Source organism: Rhodococcus ruber, assembly GCF_027270735.1.
In the GTDB taxonomy this organism is placed as follows: Bacteria; Actinomycetota; Actinomycetes; order Mycobacteriales; family Mycobacteriaceae; genus Rhodococcoides; species Rhodococcoides rubrum_A.
This window is the reverse complement of record NZ_JAPWIJ010000002.1, coordinates 226821-244937: the sequence shown is the minus strand read 5'-3', so window position 1 is coordinate 244937 and position 18117 is coordinate 226821. Positions and strand designations below refer to the sequence as shown.

Annotated in this window: 17 protein-coding genes and 1 tRNA gene; 10 read left to right on the top strand and 8 right to left on the bottom strand. The window is 63.2% G+C overall.

Features of this window, described 5'->3' with window-relative positions; genetic code table 11:
• Positions 1 to 102: 102 nt before the first annotated feature.
• The gene (locus tag O4220_RS04885) at positions 103 to 1059 is read left to right on the top strand and encodes a GlxA family transcriptional regulator (RefSeq protein WP_269602511.1); all 957 of its coding nucleotides are present in this window, start codon (positions 103 to 105) and stop codon (positions 1057 to 1059) included.
• 104 nt (positions 1060 to 1163) lie between these two features.
• Positions 1164 to 2627, top strand: a complete 1464-nt coding sequence (locus tag O4220_RS04880; protein WP_269602509.1) for an HNH endonuclease signature motif containing protein — start codon at positions 1164 to 1166, stop codon at positions 2625 to 2627.
• A gap of 90 nt (positions 2628 to 2717) precedes the next feature.
• On the opposite strand, the gene O4220_RS04875 is transcribed toward O4220_RS04880, so the two are convergent.
• Together O4220_RS04875 and O4220_RS04870 are read right to left on the bottom strand one after the other, a co-directional pair.
• A complete protein-coding gene (locus tag O4220_RS04875; protein ID WP_269602508.1) occupies positions 2718 to 3371 on the bottom strand; it encodes a hypothetical protein in 654 nt (217 codons plus the stop codon).
• 30 nt (positions 3372 to 3401) lie between these two features.
• Positions 3402 to 3929: a general stress protein CsbD gene (locus O4220_RS04870; protein WP_269602507.1), complete on the bottom strand. Its 528-nt coding sequence runs from the start codon at positions 3927 to 3929 to the stop codon at positions 3402 to 3404.
• Positions 3930 to 4021: 92 nt separating this feature from the next.
• Between O4220_RS04870 and O4220_RS04865 the strand changes: the two genes are divergently transcribed.
• Together O4220_RS04865 and O4220_RS04860 are read left to right on the top strand one after the other, a co-directional pair.
• Complete coding sequence (locus O4220_RS04865) at positions 4022 to 4831, top strand: alpha/beta fold hydrolase (protein WP_269602506.1); 810 nt, start codon at positions 4022 to 4024, stop codon at positions 4829 to 4831.
• 91 nt (positions 4832 to 4922) lie between these two features.
• Entirely contained in the window at positions 4923 to 5183 is a 261-nt protein-coding gene (locus O4220_RS04860) for an MbtH family protein (RefSeq protein ID WP_032376226.1), read from the top strand.
• Between the two features lie 8 nt (positions 5184 to 5191).
• Here O4220_RS04860 and O4220_RS04855 read toward each other — a convergent pair whose 3' ends face one another.
• Entirely contained in the window at positions 5192 to 6655 is a 1464-nt protein-coding gene (locus tag O4220_RS04855; RefSeq protein WP_032376227.1) for a threonine/serine ThrE exporter family protein, read from the bottom strand.
• 92 nt (positions 6656 to 6747) lie between these two features.
• Between O4220_RS04855 and O4220_RS04850 the strand changes: the two genes are divergently transcribed.
• The 5 genes from O4220_RS04850 (at position 6748) to O4220_RS04830 (ending at position 11502) form a co-directional block, all read left to right on the top strand.
• Positions 6748 to 6822 (top strand) — tRNA-Thr (locus O4220_RS04850).
• Between the two features lie 171 nt (positions 6823 to 6993).
• Positions 6994 to 7263 carry a hypothetical protein gene (locus tag O4220_RS04845; RefSeq protein ID WP_269602504.1) on the top strand — a complete coding sequence of 90 codons (270 nt, stop codon included), beginning with the start codon at positions 6994 to 6996 and terminating at the stop codon, positions 7261 to 7263.
• Between the two features lie 185 nt (positions 7264 to 7448).
• On the top strand, positions 7449 to 8228 hold the full coding sequence (locus O4220_RS04840) for an ABC transporter ATP-binding protein (RefSeq protein ID WP_269602502.1): 780 nt from the start codon (positions 7449 to 7451) through the stop codon (positions 8226 to 8228).
• 3 nt (positions 8229 to 8231) lie between these two features.
• Positions 8232 to 10730 (top strand): ABC transporter permease, encoded by a 2499-nt coding sequence (locus tag O4220_RS04835; protein WP_269602500.1) that lies wholly within the window; start codon positions 8232 to 8234, stop codon positions 10728 to 10730.
• 349 nt (positions 10731 to 11079) lie between these two features.
• A complete protein-coding gene (locus O4220_RS04830; RefSeq protein WP_269602499.1) occupies positions 11080 to 11502 on the top strand; it encodes a phosphate acetyltransferase in 423 nt (140 codons plus the stop codon).
• Between the two features lie 95 nt (positions 11503 to 11597).
• Here the strand turns inward: O4220_RS04830 and O4220_RS04825 are convergent, their stop codons facing one another.
• The 5 genes from O4220_RS04825 to O4220_RS04805 all read right to left on the bottom strand — a co-directional run bounded on the left by O4220_RS04825 (position 11598) and on the right by O4220_RS04805 (position 17002).
• Positions 11598 to 12764: a Gfo/Idh/MocA family protein gene (locus tag O4220_RS04825; protein WP_269602498.1), complete on the bottom strand. Its 1167-nt coding sequence runs from the start codon at positions 12762 to 12764 to the stop codon at positions 11598 to 11600.
• A 79-nt stretch (positions 12765 to 12843) separates the two neighbouring features.
• Complete coding sequence (locus tag O4220_RS04820) at positions 12844 to 13662, bottom strand: ATP-binding cassette domain-containing protein (RefSeq protein ID WP_269602497.1); 819 nt, start codon at positions 13660 to 13662, stop codon at positions 12844 to 12846.
• A gap of 2 nt (positions 13663 to 13664) precedes the next feature.
• On the bottom strand, positions 13665 to 14723 hold the full coding sequence (locus O4220_RS04815) for an ABC transporter permease (protein ID WP_269602496.1): 1059 nt from the start codon (positions 14721 to 14723) through the stop codon (positions 13665 to 13667).
• 66 nt (positions 14724 to 14789) lie between these two features.
• On the bottom strand, positions 14790 to 15824 hold the full coding sequence (locus tag O4220_RS04810) for a substrate-binding domain-containing protein (protein ID WP_420030312.1): 1035 nt from the start codon (positions 15822 to 15824) through the stop codon (positions 14790 to 14792).
• 143 nt (positions 15825 to 15967) lie between these two features.
• Complete coding sequence (locus tag O4220_RS04805) at positions 15968 to 17002, bottom strand: Gfo/Idh/MocA family protein (RefSeq protein WP_269602494.1); 1035 nt, start codon at positions 17000 to 17002, stop codon at positions 15968 to 15970.
• Between the two features lie 78 nt (positions 17003 to 17080).
• On the opposite strand from O4220_RS04805, the gene O4220_RS04800 reads away from it, so the two are divergent.
• Entirely contained in the window at positions 17081 to 18079 is a 999-nt protein-coding gene (locus O4220_RS04800) for a Gfo/Idh/MocA family oxidoreductase (RefSeq protein WP_269602493.1), read from the top strand.
• Positions 18080 to 18117: the final 38 nt, after the last annotated feature.

The following is an 18117-nucleotide window of genomic DNA, read 5'->3' as shown; positions in this document are numbered from 1 at the left end:
GTGTCTGCATCGGACGTCACGGTCGTCCACGTCGCTGAGCCAACAGTAAACCGGGAGGTTGGTCGGCGCGCCAGAGGAAATACCACGTGGGAGGATTCGGCGATGACGCATCGCATTGCCGTCTATGTCCGCGACGGCCTACTTGCCATGGAGTTGGGCATCGTCCACCGCCTGTTCGGGCAGGCGCACTCCGACTCCGGCGATGCGCTGTACGAGGTGATCACCTGCACCGACTCAGCGGGACCTGTCAGGACCGACTCCGATGTCCGGATACTCGTCGAACACGGGCTCGACGCTGTGGCCGAGGCCGATACCGTGATCGTTCCGGCCTCCGACGCTGACTACGAGACCGACCTTGCCGCGGTCTCGCCCCTGTTCCGCGTGGTGACGAATCAGCGATTGGCGTCGATCTGCACAGGCGCGTTCGTTCTCGCCGCAGCGGGGCTGCTCGACGGCAGACGCGCTACCACTCACTGGAAGTCGGCCTCCCGGTTCGCAGAGCTGTATCCCCAAGTACAACTCGATCCGAACGTGCTCTATACCGAAGATGGCAACATTCTGACGGCGGCCGGGGAGGCGTCGGGAATCGATCTGTGTCTACACATGATTCGTCGGGATTTCGGTGCGGTGGTGGCCAATCGGGTGGCCCGAGGAACCGTCGTGCCACCCCATCGCAGCGGCGGTCAAGCGCAGTACATCGATACTCCGGTGCCACTGACGTACGGCACATCGACGGCGGGCACGCAGGAGTGGGCGCTGGGCAATTTGGGTGCGCCTCTGTCGGTGGAGGACCTGGCTCGACGGCAATCGACGAGTGTTCGGACGTTCTCACGCCGGTTCACGGCCGAAGTCGGTATGTCCCCGGCCCGGTGGATCGTGGCGCAGCGGGTGCAGCGGGCGCGGGAGTTGCTCGAGAACACAGACCTGACCGTCGAACGCATCGCGCACGACACGGGATTCGGCACGGCCGCGTCATTGCGGAATCAGCTCGCCGCGGAGTTAGGGGTTTCACCCAGTGCGTACCGAGCGACGTTCAGGGTCGGCGGTCGACTCGCCTAGCACGGCTCACCGACAAATTACTGTTTCCGAATCCTTATGCAGGGCAATAGTTTTCGATTCGACTATCATTGCCAGTCGAATGCATGTTCGATACACTTACCCCCATGACCGCAGAGATCTGGCAACTGAGCGAGGCAGAACTCCTCGCCGACGCCACCGCGGTCTCCCACCAGATCCAACTCCTCGAAGCCCGCCGGATCGCGCTCGTCGCCGACATCGACACCCGCGTGAGCCGCGAGAAACTCGGCTTCCCCGGCCCAGCAGGGTGGCTGACCTCCACCACACTGCTCTCCCCGGGCAAAGCCACCAAGATCGTCGCCCTCGCCCGCGGACTGAAGAACTTCCCCGACATCGCCGACGCCGTCAACACCGGCAGCATCTCCGTCGACCACGCCGCCCTGATCCTCACCTTCGCCGAAACACCACCGAAGAACCTCCCGCAAGAAGGCCAGGACGTCGCCAGAGCAGCATTGCTGACCGCCGCCACCGGACCCGACGCCCGCACCGGGCCACTGCGCGCAGCGATCACCCGCCTCCACGACACCTACGGCGGCAAGACACCACCTGCCGAAGACACCGACCGCAACGAACTCTTCGCCTCCACCACCCTCAACGGACGCCTCGTCCTGAAAGGTGACTTCGACGCGATCACCGGAGAGAAACTCCTCACTGCGCTCTCACCGTTGACCGAACCCCGACCGGCAGCCGACGGCACCCAGGACGAACGCAGCCCCGCCCGACGCCGAGCCGACGCCTTCGGACACATCCTCGACCGCTACCTCGCCTCGAGTAACCGGCCCACCGAGGGCGGGGAGAAGCCGCACGTCAACCTGCACATCACCCTCCGCGACCTCACAAACCTGCGCCGCACCATGAACGCCGACAGCGACAGCGACAGCGACAGCGACAGCGACAGCGACACCGACTCCGACTCGAACTACGAGAACGGCAGCACCGCAACCGAATCCGACAACGGCAATGTCGGCGGTGCTACTGTCAGCGACAGCGGCGATGATTGCGCCAGCCACAGCAGCAACGATGACTGTGCCGGTGGCAGCGGCGATGGTTGCGACACTGCTACCGGACCTACCGCCGATCGTGGCGCGTATCGCGACTTGTTCGGTGACGGCACCACCGTCGGGTGGCTACCGTGGATGGGGCCACTCTCCCGTGAGACGTCTCGGCAGCTCGCCTGCGACTGCATTCTCACCGCGATCGTCATGGACGAACACGGTTCCCCGATCAACCTCGCCCGCACCGCCCGCACCGTCACCGCCAAACAGAAACGCGCCCTCACTGCCCGCGATCACGGCTGCGCGTTCCCCGGCTGCGGCAAACCCGCCGCCTGGACCGAAGGCCACCACATCTGGCACTGGACCGATGGTGGCCCCACCGACATGAACAACCTGGTTCTGCTGTGCGGATTCCACCACCGACTGATCCACCACAGTGACTGGGAAGTGTTCATCGCCGCAGACAACCACCCGTGGTTCCTACCACCCGCCACCGTCGACCCCTACCGAAAACCCCGACAATCCCACGCCCGAGCCGGCCCCCACATCGCGTAAGCCCATGCAAACAATCCAGCCCCGCACCGAGAACACGGTGCGGGGCTGGAAAAGGTTGACCATCAACTCAATTCGAGTGATTCAATCTGGTCAGTCCTTGTTCTTCTCGGCGATGAACAGCTTCTCGATGCGCTCTGCTTCATCCTTCTTGGCGTCGGCTTCCTCGGAACGCTCTGCAGCCTCGGCCAATTCGGCCTCGGACGGCGCTGCAGCCAGCTTTTCCTGCTTGTCGACCTGCGCCTGCTGGGCTTTCTTGCGATCCTCGGCAGCTTTTGCCGCTGCCGCAGCCTGCTCGTCGGCCTTCTTCTTCTTGGCGGCGGCTTCGCGCTCAGCCTCTTCAGCAGCCTCGCACTTGCGCTGCTCAGCTTCCTGGCGCGCGTCACGGGCTGCTTCCTGTGCCGCGGCGTCGGCCGCTCTGCGATCCTTCTCCGCGGTCTCACGAGCAACCTTCAGCTCGTCGTCCGCAGCGACCTTCTTGGCGCGGGCCTCGGCGTCCAGGCGCGCTGCCTCGGCTCGGTTCTCGGTGCTGTCGACCAACGTCTCGCCGCGATCAGCAAGGCTTCTGTCGCCCAACAGGTTTCCGACAGCGCGGTCCAGTGATCCCAGTGTGTGCTCGTACACCAGGCGGGCGGGCGATTCCGCATTCATCTTCTCGACAACGTTGGTCTCGATGAGTTGCAACGGAATTCGAGCGATCTTGTACTGAATACGAAGAATGGTCATCGGTATGGCTAGGACACTCATAAAACGAAACTCCTGTTTTGCGGTAGTGGTTCAGGCTTGATTGCGGAGCTCTTCGGCCTTCTTGCGATCGGCCTCGGCCTGACGAAGTGCCTCCTGATGCTTCTGTGCGGCCACCATTTCGTCGGAGTCCGCAGCGGCCTGCTCGATGCGCCGGTCCTCGTCGGCTTCGATCTGCTCGGCAGTTGCATCGACCTCTGCCGCTGCGCGCTCCTGCGCCACAGTCTCGCGCTTGTTCTGCTCGGCTGCAGCCACCTGGGTCTCGCGAACTCTATCCGCGTTGGCCTCGGTCACCGCCGCGTTCTTCTCGGCAGCTTCCCGTCGGCTTTCGGCAGCTGTGCGCACGTCGGCCAATTCCTCGCCGGCGTCGGTGGCCTGAGCCTCCGCGACCCGCTCGGTGGCTTGGGCCTCCTTGCGTTCGCGCGCTTGGGCGGCCTGCAACTGACCTTCTGCAGTCAACGAGTCGTTGCCGGTCACCGCGCCCACGACCTCTTTGGCTTTGCCCTTGATTCCGTCGAGCAATCCCTTGCGTGCTTCGCCCGCTACGTTCTCGTCAGTCATGTAACACCAGGTACCCGCTGGCTGTACGAGTAACCCCGTGTCGGCCCCGAACGATACGATCGCCGACGGACGCATCAGCAGTGAGGAGACCTATGCCTATCGCCAAGATCAACGGCATCGACATCAATTACCAGGTCAAAGGCAGTGGAGACCTGGTGGTTCTCGTTATGGGTACCGGTAGCCCCGGCCGCGTGTGGGAGCTGCACCAGGTGCCCGCTCTCACAGCAGCGGGGTATCGGGTGTGTACGTTCGACAATCGCGGCATCGCGCCGTCGTCGGAGAGCACTCACGGCATCACTATCGAATCCATGGTCGCCGATACCGCAGGCCTGATCGAACTCGTCCGCAACGGCGAGGAGAAGGCCTTCGTCGTCGGAACGTCGATGGGTTCACGCGTCGCGCAGGAGCTGGCTTTGGCCAGGCCTGATCTGGTGCGCAAGGCCGTTTTCCTCGCAGGGCACGCCAGAGTGGACGAGTTTCAGAAGACTCTCGCCCACGGTGAGCGGGCCCTCTACGACAAGCGGGTCGAGCTCCCGGGAACGTACTCGGCGGCGGTGACTGCAGTGATGAACCTGTCGCCTGCGACGTTGCGTGACGGGCGCAGTGCCCGCGATTGGCTGGATCTGTTCGAGTTCTCGGCATCCTCGCCCTCGGCCGGTGTACGTGCCCAGCTGGGCATGGAGGACGATTTCGATCGAACTTCGGCTTACCGAGGGGTGTCGGTTCCGTGCCTGTCGGTCGGGTTCGCCGACGATCGGATGATCCCCGCGTACCTGGGCAAGGAGTTGGCGGACGCCATTCCAGGTGCCCGGTACGTCGAAATAGCAGATGCCGGCCACTACGGATATCTCGAGCGCCCCGAGGCAGTCAATGCGGAATTGCTCGGCTTTCTCGAGGCCTGACGGCACCGGGCAGGCACCCGCGTTGCTAGTGTCGTGGTGCACTTCACGGTGCATCACGTACCAATCAAACGTTTGCGACGAGTGAGGCGAGATGAGTACCAACCCGTTCGATGACGAAGACGGACGCTTCTTCGTGCTGGTCAACGACGAAGACCAGCATTCGCTGTGGCCGACGTTCTCCGAGGTCCCCCAGGGATGGCGTGTCGTCTTCGGTGAAGACACCCGCGCCGCGTGCTTGGAGTACGTCGAGAAGAACTGGACCGATATGCGTCCGCGTAGCCTGCGTGAGGCCATGGAAGCCGACGCTGCTGCACGCGCCTCTGCCGAGGGAACCCCCAGCGCCGAGGCCTGAGCTCCGCGTTACGAAGTACCCGTGCCGCGCCGCCGACGAACCGTCGGTCGGCGCGGTTCTTCTTTGCGGCGAAGCGTCGGGCGCAGTAGTTCCTCGGTGCGCGCTAGGATGCGCGGCCTGCGCAGGGTGCGGGCACCCCACTCACCCAGGGTCACGCCGGCGGCCAGGCCGCAACCGACGCCGAACGCCGCGAACAGTGAGCTGATTCCCAGCAATAGTTGATCGTTCAGGATCGCGTACAGACCGCGGTACAGCGAGAGACCCGGCAGCAACGGCGTGATGCCGGCAACGGCCACGATCAACGGCGGAATGAGCGCTCGACGGGCCAGCAGACCACCCGCGAATCCGACGACAACAGCGGCGATGGCCGAGGCGATGATCGGACCTACATTGAGCGTCTGCGACAGCAGGTAGACGAGGGAGCCTGCGAATCCGCCCATGAACGCAGCCGTCAGCGCACGTCGCTCGGCGTAGCAGGCAAGTGCATAGAACAACGACGCTGCCGCGCCTGCGAGCACTTTCGTGGGGACCTGCAGGATGTCCGGCGGTGCCAAGTTGCTGATCTGGGGCAGATCGCTACCGATCAACGCCGCAATCCGCAGGGACGTCGCAACACCGGCGATGATGCCGCCGGTCATCATCAACACCTCGAAGAACCTCGCCGACGCCGTGATCGGGGCACCGGTGATCGCGTCTTGCACAGAGCCGACGAGCGAGAGTCCCGACAGCAGCACGACCACACCGGCCGCGATGATCTGCGACGGCGAAATGCTGATGTTGAGCTGGTCCTGAAAGTTGTACAGCGTGATCGCCGGTGTTGCGGCCACGAAGCCGCCGACGACTTGCTGAAAGAAGAACGGCAGGCCTGCGCGGTTGAGCACTCGTCCGATGCGGTCGATCACCATCGTCGTCAGGAAGCTGACCACGGCCACCAGGGGGCCACCACCGAGCAGCACACTGATGGCCGCGGCCATGCCGGACCAGGCGAGGGTCGCGATCCAGCGGTTGTAGGGGTGCGGGGCCTTGGTGATGTCGTCGAGCCGGTCGAGAGCCACACTGGGCGGGACCATCTTTACGCGGACCGCGCGAATGAGACGGTCGACCTCGGCCAGCCGCGTGAAGTCCATCGAGCGGTAATGCACGATGCGCATCGTCGACGCCGGAGGACGCGTCGGGCCGCGATGGGCGCTCAGAGTGATCGAGTTGTACGTGACGTCGACATCGCACCGCGCGAGGCCGTACGTCGCCGCGATGAACTGCACCTGCGTCGCCGTATCCACCGCCGATGTGCCCGAGGCCAACAACACCTCGCCGACGCGAACCGCGAGGTCCAGAACCTCCGCGACCGACGCATCGTCGGTCAGATCGATCGGGCGTAGGGGTGACGGCGCTGCGGTCGGCGTATCGATGGTGGCCCGACGCTCACCGGTGAGACGGCTCAGCGAAGCCGTCAGGTCTTGCAGGAAAGTCATGACCGTCTTTACACGTTGCTGGGGTGATCCACCGACAAGGTACCTGTTGACACTGAGCGTCCGATGAACGGATATGCTTGGCTCGCTTCACTGCCTCCTTAGCTCAGCGGTAGAGCACTCGCCTTGTAAGCGAGCGGTCAACGGTTCAATCCCGTTAGGAGGCTCCAACGCTCCGCCCCCGGTTGCTGGGGACCGGAGTTTTTCTCTGCCCGCGCCTCTCTGGATCGGCTCCCCGGTGTGGAATACCCGACGCCGATCGGAGTCAGGTATCCGAAACGGAGGAGCTGATTCGAGGCGGTGGATCGAAACGACGCCTGCGCCGCGATGACGCTGTCGTGATGGGTATCAGAGCTGCGCGGTTGCACGGTCTGATTCCGCGGGCGTTGGCGACGGCCATGGTTGCAGTCCCGACGCGGCACGATCCGATTGGGTCGGCGGAGCAGACGGTGTTGGATTCGGTGAAGCGTCCGGGGCTCGGTGACGCCGAGGGCGTTGTGTGGCCGGCGGTGGAGCAGTTGTATCTACGGTGCGATCCAGAAGGGTCAGCCGAGATCGCTGGGGCTCAGAAAATGCGAACGACGTCGGCGCGGCTGGGGGAGCGACGGTGAACCCGACGAGTCGGTCTCGTTGACAGCGCAATTCGGTGTCGCGCGCTCGAGCAGAGCGGGATCACCTGATCTCGCATCGCGGCTGGGGTCGGGGCACTCGTCGCATGGACCCTCCGGCTATCACTACCCTGAAGAGTCGTACCTACACCCGTGCTTCCGTGTGCTGCCGGCTATTGGATGGAGGTATGGAAACTTCGACGGTAGATACTCCCCTGCGTGCGACAGAACAGATAGTCGAACTACGGTCGGTCACGAAGACCTACGGTTCGAACGACAACTCGGTCACGGCACTGGACGATGTGTCCGTTGGCTTCCCGAGGGGCACCTTCACCGCCATCATGGGCCCGTCCGGGTCGGGTAAGTCGACGTTACTTCAATGCGCCGCCGGTCTCGACGAAGTGAGTGGGGGCGATGTGACCATTGCGGGCACTGCGCTCAGCGGCCTCGGCGAGCGAGATCGAACCCTGCTTCGTCGCGAGAACATCGGCTTTGTCTTTCAGGCTTTCAACCTGGTCGGTTCGCTGACGGCGGCCCAGAATGTCGAGCTCCCCATGCGATTCGCCGGGGCACGTCCCGATCAGAAAGATGTGCTTGCAGCGTTGGCCGAGGTCGGACTCGCCGAAAGAGCACACCACCGACCGAGTGAGATGTCCGGCGGCCAGCAGCAGCGCGTCGCCCTCGCCCGCGCTCTGTTCACAAAGCCGTCGGTTCTGTTTGCTGACGAGCCGACTGGCGCACTCGACACAAACACCTCGCACGATGTGTTGCGACGACTGCGCTCGCTGGTCGATCGACACGATCAAACCGTGATCATGGTGACCCATGACCCGGCGGCCGCTTCGTACGCCGACGCAGTGTTGTTCTTGGCAGACGGCCGGATCGTCGATCGAGTGCTCCAGGATCAATCCGATCGTCGCACGAACGCGGCCACAGTGGCGGCCCGCATGGCCAATATGGAGGGGTGACATATGATTTCGAGGAGGAGTAAACATACCGGCGCGCAGTCTCGGTTCGGGCGTGGCGCGGCCGCATCGCTCGCACTGGCCAACGTGCGAACGCGGTGGACCAGCTTCGTGGGAGCCTTCATGGCGGTGTGCCTCGGCGTAGGGCTCATCACGATGACGCTGCTCGTGTGGGGTTCGTCGGGTGCACAGGTTCCGCCACGGGTCGAGGGAACCGACATGTTCGCGGTACCTCAGCAGGCCTCGAACGAGAGCGGCACTGCTGCCGACAGCAGGCCCTGGTCGGTCGAGGAGAGCAATCAGCTGGCGCAACAACTTTCCGAAGTCGATGGCGTCGAGCAGCCGGTCCAGGACCGCGCCTTCTTCGCCCAGGCGACACGTGACGGTGCGCCGATCGCCGCGGGCGACGAGGCGCTCTCCGCTGGACACGGCTGGAGCAGTGCCGCGCTCGCACCGTACCCGTTGGTGACCGGTGCCGCGCCTCGAAGTGACGACCAAGTCGTTCTGGATTCGAGTCTCGGATTCTCTGTCGGGCAACAGGTGTCGATACTGTTCACCGAAGGTCCCCGCCAGATGCAGGTGTCGGGCACGGTCGACACATCTACTGCCGGTGACGCCGAATCATTTGCGGAGAGGGGAGTATTCGTAACGGACGAGGTTGCGGCGCGGCAAGCTCCCGGGGTTACGGCAATCGGCCTGCAGCTGACACCCGATGCATCTGCGTCTGTTGTGAAGGATGCCGCCGCCGCAGTGGTCGGTGATCGTGGAAAGATCGTCAGCGGTGAGGAACGGTCGCTCTTGGAACCGGCTTACCCTGCACGCGAGCGTTTCCTGGCCGTGCAGCTGGTTACCGCAATGGCGTTGCTCGGTTGCTTCGTCAGTATGTTCGTGGTCTCCTCCACATTTGCATTCAACGTCGCCGAGCGACGCCGCGAGATGGGTTTGCTGAGGAATGTGGGCGGACTACCGTCGCAGGTCCGCGGAATGGTGCTCGGAGAAGCATTGATCACCGGTGTTGCCGGTGGTGTCGTCGGCGCAGCCATCGGAGTCGCCGCCGCACCGTTGATGGCAATCGTGCTTCAGCGCATCGACGTCGCACCGCGCGGGTACGAGATCGAATTCAGCGTCGCACCGATGTTCGGTGCGATTGTAGCGGGTGTCGTCGTGGCAGTGGCCGGAGCGTGGGCAGCGAGCAACCGTTCGGCGAAAATACCGCCGATGGAGGCGCTTCGCTCTGCGGCGGCACCCGCCTCAGGTATGTCGCGGGGTCGCTGGATCGGTGGACTCGCAGCCGTGTCGGTTGGGGTTGTCGTCATAGTCGTCGCGGGAGCAGCGAGCGCGGACACTCGTATCTACAGCGCGATGGCGGCGACGATGGCGCTCACCGTTGCGGCCACTCTCCTTGCCCCGGTCGTGATCGGTCCGATCGTTCGGGTCGTGACGTGGCCGGTACGGCGAGTTCGAGGTGCAGGCGCGATGCTGGTGAGGGCGGAGTTGATCAACTCGACTTCCCGCACCGCTGCCCTCGCGGCACCTGTGATTGCAACCGTCGCTTTCGCAGTACTGATCAGTGGGTACGTCGCGACCAGTGCGACCGCCTATCCTCTGGAAGCAGCGGAACCGCTCGAAGGCCAGTCCATCGTGTGGCCGGTCGACAAACCTGGCCTCACGGATGAAGAAGTGGCACAGGCTTCTCGAGCCGGAGTCGTCCGCGCGGCGCTCCCGACACGCGTGTTCGTCGAACCCGATGGCAAACCTCAGACGGTGCTCGACGGCGTCGGCTGGCTCGACGAAGGTGATCAGGGGCCTGAAAATGCCGTTGTGTCAACTCTTTTGGCCGACAAGTTCGGGTGGACACAGGGACAGACCATAGACGTAGGCTTCCGAGACGGCGAGTCCGAGCAGTTGACCATCGTAGCGGTGCGCGACATCGACGCGTCGATGGCTGGATTCGATCTGTCGAGGGACACCGTCCGCAAACACGATCCGGGGTCGTTGGCCGAAGCGGTATTCGTTCCGCAGGCAGATGCCCCCACGAGCTTGGGGTCAGGTGCGACGGTGTACGACGCTTTCGACTACGCAGCAGCAGACTACGAACGCGACAGTTGGCTCATGCGTCAATTCAGTCTGGTGCTGATCATTCTGGCGGTGGGGTACACCGCAATCGCTGTCGCGAATACCGCCGCCATGTCCGCGCAAGGTCGTCGAGGTCAGTTCGCTGCGCTGAAGCTGGCGGGCGGCACGTCTCGGCAAATCGTGAAAGGCGTTGCGGCCGAGTCTGCAATCACCGTCGGGGTAGGTGTCATTCTCGGACTACTGGTCTCGTTGCCGGCGCTGGCAGCGATTGCGTCGGGATTCTCGGCGTCCGTCGGCAGGGCTGTGTCAGCGCAAGTAAATCCCACTGTGGTTGCCACTTCCATCACCGCCTGCCTCGTACTCTCCATTGGCGCAGGCACCCTGACGGCAGCCAGATCCCTGCGTCGATCCACTGAACTGGCGGTGTAGTCGTGAAGACCGATACCGAAGGAAGGACACGATGAACGCAGGGAGCCGAACGAGGGCGTTGGCTGCGGACGCAGCGTTCCGTGACCGCCCCTGCGTTTCGGCTCATCAGCTTTCCCCCGCTGGCACTACGGCGAGCGGCAACACACAGCTCCTTGTCGAGAGGATTCGGAGGAGCAATGCGCGGCGAAATCGACTCCTCGGCTTGGAATACCCGACGCCGATCGGAGTCGGTAATTCGAAACGGAGGAGCTGATCTGCCGGGCCTCAGCCGCCGACGTGGCTGGAGCTGCATTGTGAACCTCGTCGGGTGCTGGTTCGAGATCCTACTGTCGTAGGGCATCATGAGTTGATGAGCGACCTCGAGTACCTCGCCACATTGCTTGCTGGACTGGATGCTGAGATTGCGCGAGTCTCTGCTGCCGAATCGGGCTCCGACGACCATTCATCTGCCGTCGACGACGCGGTCGATGCCGTATTGCGGTTGCGCTCGAAGGTCAAGGCCGGTTACCCCGGCAAGAAGGCTTACCACATCGCAGTGTCCACCGATCCGAATGGAATCAGGGTCGAGGGAATCGCAGCCCTGCAGGGCAAACGCGCCCACGAATTGGTGCGAGACGGCGGTTGGATGCACGCGGATTCCAGCACTGTGCTCGACCTTCTCGATGACGACCAGATCAGTCGGTACAGAGCCGTCGCGGGGCGCGGCGTCGCGCAGACGTTTCGAGATTCACGTGAATATCTCTCAGCCGCTCTAGGTCTAGCCGAAAAGTAGACCGCGGAAGCGGTGCAGCAATCCGGACTGACGGAACGCACAAGTCAAGGAGGCGACACGGTCCTTGCAACGGGATCGTCAGCGGTAAGCGCCGACTACTCGGTGCCGGGCTGGATCCAGCGTCCCGATGCAACCGATTCGGACATGGCATCGAGTACCCCGGCGCTGCGGACGGCGTCTCGTAGCGTTGCGCCGCAGGGCTTTCCGTCTCCGATGGACTTGAAGAAGCGCATTGCCTCGATGACCTTGAGGTCGTCGTAACCCATGGAGGACGCAGAACCGGGTTGGAATGCACCGTATTCCCCGTGCGAAGGTCCGACGTAGACGGTCGATGCAGGTTGATCCTGGTATCGGCCACCCGTGCTGAGGGAGAGTTCGCCCAGCCGGCGGAAGTCCCAGGACACAGCACCTTTGGTGCCGTGAATCTCGAATCCGTACGAGTTCTGATCGCCGACGGCCACTCGACTTGCCTCGAGTACGACGCGAGCTCCGCTGTGCAGGCGGAGTTGGCTGCTGACGAAGTCCTCGTTCTCGACGGTCCCGCGTTCACCTCCGGCGGCGAGAGCGTGACCGGTGGCGGACCCGCTCGGCTTCGTCCGCTCGGGAACGAAGATTGCAGTGTCTGCCACCAGGGATTCGATTTCGCCCAGCAGGTAGTAGACCAGATCGGCTCCGTGTGAGGCGAGATCGCCGAGTACACCGTTACCGCCGCGGGCCCGCTCGAAGCGCCAGCTCAGCGCTCCGTCAGGATGTGCCGCGTAGTCGCTGAAGAATCTGAATCTGGCATGAGTGATCGTTCCGAGTTCGCCGGATTCCACCAGAGCTTTGGCTTCCTCGACCGCAGGAGCGTTGCGGTAATTGAAGCCGACGGCCGTCTGCACGCCCGCCTTGTCGGCGGCGCGCGCAACTGCCCGCGCGTCGTCGGCGGAGAGACCGACCGGCTTCTCGATCCAGATGTGTTTTCCCGCTTCGACCATTGCGGTTCCGATGGTGCGATGCAGGAAGTTGGGCGCTGTGATCGAGACGGCCTCGATCGTCGGGTCGGATTGGATCTCGTGCCAATCGGTTGTCGCCGCCGCGAAGCCGAACTGATCGGCAGCGTCGTCCGCTCGGCCTTCGAGCTCGTCCGCGACCATCGCCAACTCCGGGCGCAGGCCGAGGTCTGGATAGTGTTGCGTCAGCCGGGAATACGCCTGGGTGTGCACCCGTCCCATCCATCCGAAACCAGCTACTCCGACACGAACAGACCGAGTCGACCGCACAACGAAACTCCCTTTCGAAAGATGTGCGGGCCGGTCCGATCGGACCGGCCCGATACAGCAGGTGGGTGACGAGCCCGAATTACCGCCGGAGTTCGTGGGTGAGGGTGTCGAGCTCGTCGCCGCCCGCCATTTCCTTCGTGAGGTCGTCGAGCGAGATGTCCTCGTAGCTGCAATCGAGCTTCTGTCGGCCACGGTTGAGTAGGACGAAGTGATCGCCGACCATGTAGGCGTGGTGGGGATTGTGGGTGATGAAGACGACGCCGAAGCCCTGTTCCTTGGCTGCGGAGATGTAGCGCAGCACCATTCCCGACTGCTTGACGCCGAGGGCAGCGGTCGGCTCGTCGAGGATCAGTACACGCGCACCGAAGAAGATGGCGCGAGCGATGGCAACACACTGACGCTGACCACCGGAGAGGGACCCGATGGGTGCATCGACATCGGGTAGGTCGATGCCCATCTTGTGCAATTCCTCGATGGTCGTCGCGCGCATGGCATTGGTGTCGAGCGACTTGAACACAGTGCCTTTGCGGAGCTCTTGACCGAGAAAGAAGTTGCGCCACACGGGCATCAGCGCAACCACGGCAAGGTCCTGGTAGACCGTCGCTATGCCTTGGTTCAACGCGTCCTTGGGGGAGTCGAACGTGGTCGCCTTGCCGTCGACGAGCAGTTCTCCTTCGCTCTGTTGATGCAGGCCTGCCATGATCTTGATCAAGGTGGACTTGCCGGCTCCGTTGTCGCCCAGGACTCCAGTGACTTCACCGGCACCCACGCGCAGGTTGATGCCCTGCAGAGCGATGATGTTGCCGTAGCTCTTTCCCACGTTCTTCAGTTCGATGAGGGGCGTTTTACCTCCGCCTGCGGGTTCGGATTCGATGGGGGTGTCGGCATGAACGGTCATGATTACCTCTTGGCAGCGTAGGTGCGGAACGAGTTGTTGGCGATGACGGCGAACAGCAGCATCGCGCCGAGGAAGAACTTGAACCAGTCGGGGTTCCACCCGGCGTAGACGATGCCCTGGTTGGCCATTCCGAAGATGAACGCACCGATGAAAGCGCCTACGGCAGTTCCGAACCCGCCGGTGAGCAGGCACCCACCGATGACGGCGGCGATGATGTACAGGAACTCGTTGCCGACGCCTTGGCCGGACTGAACGGTGTTGAACGCGAACAGCAGGTGCATACCGACGAACCAGGCGCAGAAGCCGACGAACATGAACAAACCGATCTTGACCTTCGTCACCGGTACACCGATCGCGCGGGCCGAGTCCTGGTTGCCGCCGACGGCGAAGATCCAGTTGCCGATCCGGGTCTTCATCAGCACCCAGGTGGCTGCGAGAGTGAACACGATCCACCACACGACGGTGATCCGGATGGAGACTCCGAACAACGAGAACGAGGATGAGAACACCGCTTTGGCGGAATCGAACCCGTCCATGTCCGAGATCGACTGTGTTGCTACCTGTCCGGTCACCAACTTGGTGACGGCGAGGTTGATTCCGGTGAGCATCAAGAAGCTTGCGAGGGTGATCAGGAACGAGGGAATCTTGGTCTTCATCACCAGATACCCGTTGAGGAACCCGACCGCCAGCGCCAGCACCAACGCCAACGCCGATCCGATCCACACGTTCAAGTGCAGATTGTAGGCAATCATCGACGCCATGATGGACGAGAAGGTGACCGCGACTCCGGTCGACAGATCGAACTCGCCGCCGATCATCAGCAACGAGACTCCGATGGCCATGATGCCGATCGTCGACGACGCGTAGAGGACGGTGGCGAGCGCTTCGGGGGAGCGGAACGGTGGTGCGACGATGCAGAAGAACACGAAGATGATGATCGCGCCGAAGAGAGCCCCGATCTCCGGGCGAATCAACAAGCGCTGCAACGGCTTCTGCTTCTTCACCCGCTCATCGACGACGACAGTGTGTTTGGACAGATCCAGGTCGGCCTGCGTGGACATGGTATTCCTTCCCTGCTGGTACGACGCTCACCGGCAGCGATGATCGGCTGCCGGTGAGCGTCGGGTTCAGCGAGTACCGTTCTTGGCGTACTCGGCGATGGCGTCGATATTGGTCGAGTCGATGAACGCGGGCCCGGTCAGAACGGGGGTGCCGCCTCCGATGGTGTTGCCGTTGTTGAGGTAGAGCCACAGCGAGTCGATGGCCAGGTAGCCCTGCAGGTACGGCTGCTGGTCGATCGCCCATGCAACGTCTCCGGCCGTAATCGCATCGACCAGTGCAGCGTTGGTGTCGAAGGTGACGATGGTGGCATTGCTACCGGCGTTGGCCTTGGACTGCACGGCGGTCAAGGCGATCGGGGCTCCGAGCGCGACGATGTGATCGATGGACGGATCCTGCTGCAACTTGGCAGTGATCGTGGCCTCCACGGAGGGCATGTCTTTGCTGTTGACGTTGAGGATCTCGGTGCTGCCACCGGTGAATCCGGACGTCACTCCGGCGCAGCGAGATTCGAGAGCCACCTGACCCTGCTCCTGGATGATGCAGAGTGTCTTCTTCGCACCGTCCGCCGTCAACCGGGCACCGGCAGCCTGGCCGGCGATGGTCTCGTCCTGGCCGAAGTACTGGCCGACTCCCATGTCCTTCCAGGAGTCGTAGCCGGAGTTGAACGCGACCACCGGAATTCCTGCCGCTTCTGCGGCCTCCACAGAGGGGGCCATCGCGTCGGGCTTGGCCAGCGTCACTGCGATGCCGTCGACCTTCGAGTCGATCGCACTCTGGACCAGGTTGGCCTGATTCGGCGCTTCGGGATCTGCGGAGTAGCGCAGTTCGATGTTGTCCTTCGCGGCCGCCGCCTCGGCACCCTTGCGAATCAGATCCCAGAACGTATCGCCTGGTACCTCGTGGGTGATCATCGCTATCGTTGCCTTCGGCGTATCGGCCGTTCCTGCATTGCTTCCGGAGTCGGACTCCTCGGGAGCACCTCCCGAGGACGAACACGCGGCGACCGATGCCGCCAACGCGACCCCCATCGCCAGTGCGATGGTTTTGCGCCCCAGGTTCTTTGGGGACCTGTCCGCTACCGAACCCAGACGAGACGTCATTTTCCAAACATCCTCTCGATGACCAGACGACCCGCTGATGTCGGGTCGGGCGTACTGCCTAAGAAGATGTAATACCGGTCACACCAGAAAGTCAATACTTTGTCCAGACATTAGGACTGCACCGGTGTCTCGATGAGCGGCAATCAGCGAGGAAAATCGATCCCGAGCAGACGTCGCAGCTCGTCGAGGGTCTCGAGGGTGGAGATTGTGTCGATCATTGTGTGGCAGGGGCTTTCGAGCTCTCCGCCGGCGATCCGACGTGCCGCTTCCGCAGCCTCGTAAGCAAGTCCGGCGGGGTAACCGCTGACGTGGTCGATGAACCGAGCCGATCGTCCGTCCCGCAGGGACACGGTGAAGTCTCCCGGCCGGTAGAAGACGTCCGCGGTACGAAGCATGCCCGCCGTGCCGCACATGGCACCGAGGTTCGGTGTGTCGGCCAGGATGGTGGTGTTGAGAACGGCGAGCGCACCTGTCGGCGAGGTCAGGGTCGCCGAGATCTGACCGTTCAGCTCCGAATTCGCCTGCTGTCCCACTGCCGTGACACCGGCAGGCCGGCCCAGCGCCTTCTGGGCGAAGTAGACGACGTAGGTCCCCAGATCGAGGAGCGGCCCACCGGCGAGTGCGGGGTCGTAGATTCGATGATCGGTGTCGAAGTGCTCGCCGTGGTCGGCCAGGACGGTACTGATTTCACCGAGCATTCCCTGCGCCAAGATCTGGTCGATCACGTCGAACTTCGGCAGGAATGCAGACCACATGGCCTCCATTGCGAACAGTCCCTTGGATCGTGCGAGCTCGGCGATAGTGCGAGCTTGGTGGGCGTCGAGGGCGAGGGGCTTCTCCACCACGACGTGTTTGCCTGCTTCGAGTGCGAGCGTTGCGTGCTGGAAGTGGAGAGTGTGTGGTGTGGCGATGTACACGACGTCGACATCGGAACGTGTGACGAGGTCGTCGTAGTTGCCGTGGGCGGTCGGGATTCCCCAGTCCGCCGCGAAGGCCGAGCCGCGCTGCGCGTTTCTCGAGGCGACGGCGGTGATCTTCTGAGAAGTGTGGTGGCGCAGTGCCTCTGCGAATCGCGCAGCGATCCATCCCGGACCCAGGATGCCCCATCGAAGCGCAGGTGCATTCATGGGCGGTGCGATGCGTGAGGGCGGAAGTAGTAATTCTGTGGTCGAAGTCATGGCGGACACCCTAGTATCGCGTGTTGTACATATGTCCGGACATTCGGATATTTCCATCGAGGTCGACAGTGAGAACCCATGAGCGTGCGCGTAGGAGTCATCGGAGCCGGAGTGATGGGTGCCGACCATATTAGGAATCTGCACTCGGTGGTGCCGGGTGCGACTGTCACGGCTGTAGCCGACGTCGACGCCACCCGCGCGGCCGGTCTGGCTGCCGAGGTCGGCGCGGACGGCATCATCGACCCGTACGCTTTGATATCGCGAACGGACGTCGACGCCGTTGTCGTCGCCTCCCATGACTCCACCCACGCCGAGTTGGTGCTCGCCTGCATCGAGGCCCGCAAGCCTGTCCTCTGTGAGAAGCCGCTCGCAGCCACCGTCGCGGAATGCTCGACAGTGGTGCGCGCCCACGAGGCTGCGATTTCAGGCGGAATTCCCTTGGTCACCGTGGGATTCATGCGTCGATTCGACCCGGGGTACGTCGAGTTGAAGCACACGGTGTCCTCACGTGCCGTCGGAGATCCGTTGATCGTGCACTGCTCGAGTCGCACGGTCACCTCCGGTCCGGGCGGCGACTCGGAGGCAACTATCACCAATTCCGCGATACACGAACTCGATACCGTGCCGTGGTTGCTCGACTCCCCGGTGGTCGAGGTCAGCTGGCACGCCACTCGTGCGAGCCAGCGAACAGCGCATCGCCGCGATCCGCAGTTCATGCTGATCAGAACCGAGAGTGGCGTCCTGGCGACCGTGGAGTTGTTCCTCAACGCCGGCTACGGTTACGACATCCGCTGTGAGGTGGTCGGCGAAGATGGCGCGAGCCGTCTGGCGGAGCCGGTTCGGACGCTGACCGATCACGCTCTGCAGCACGGTCATTCGTACTCGAAGGACTGGGTCCCTCGCTTTGCCGACGCTTATCGACTCCAACTGGGCGAGTGGATCGGCTCGATCACCGAAGGGCGCACATCCACTCTGGCCTCGGCGCGTGACGGGCTGCAGGCGAGCGTGGTGGCGCAGGCGTTGATCACCTCGATGCACAGCGGCGGCAGGACAGTCGCGGTCGAGAGCCCATTCTGACCGCGGCGGTTACCGATGTCCTGGTGTGGCTCGGGCCT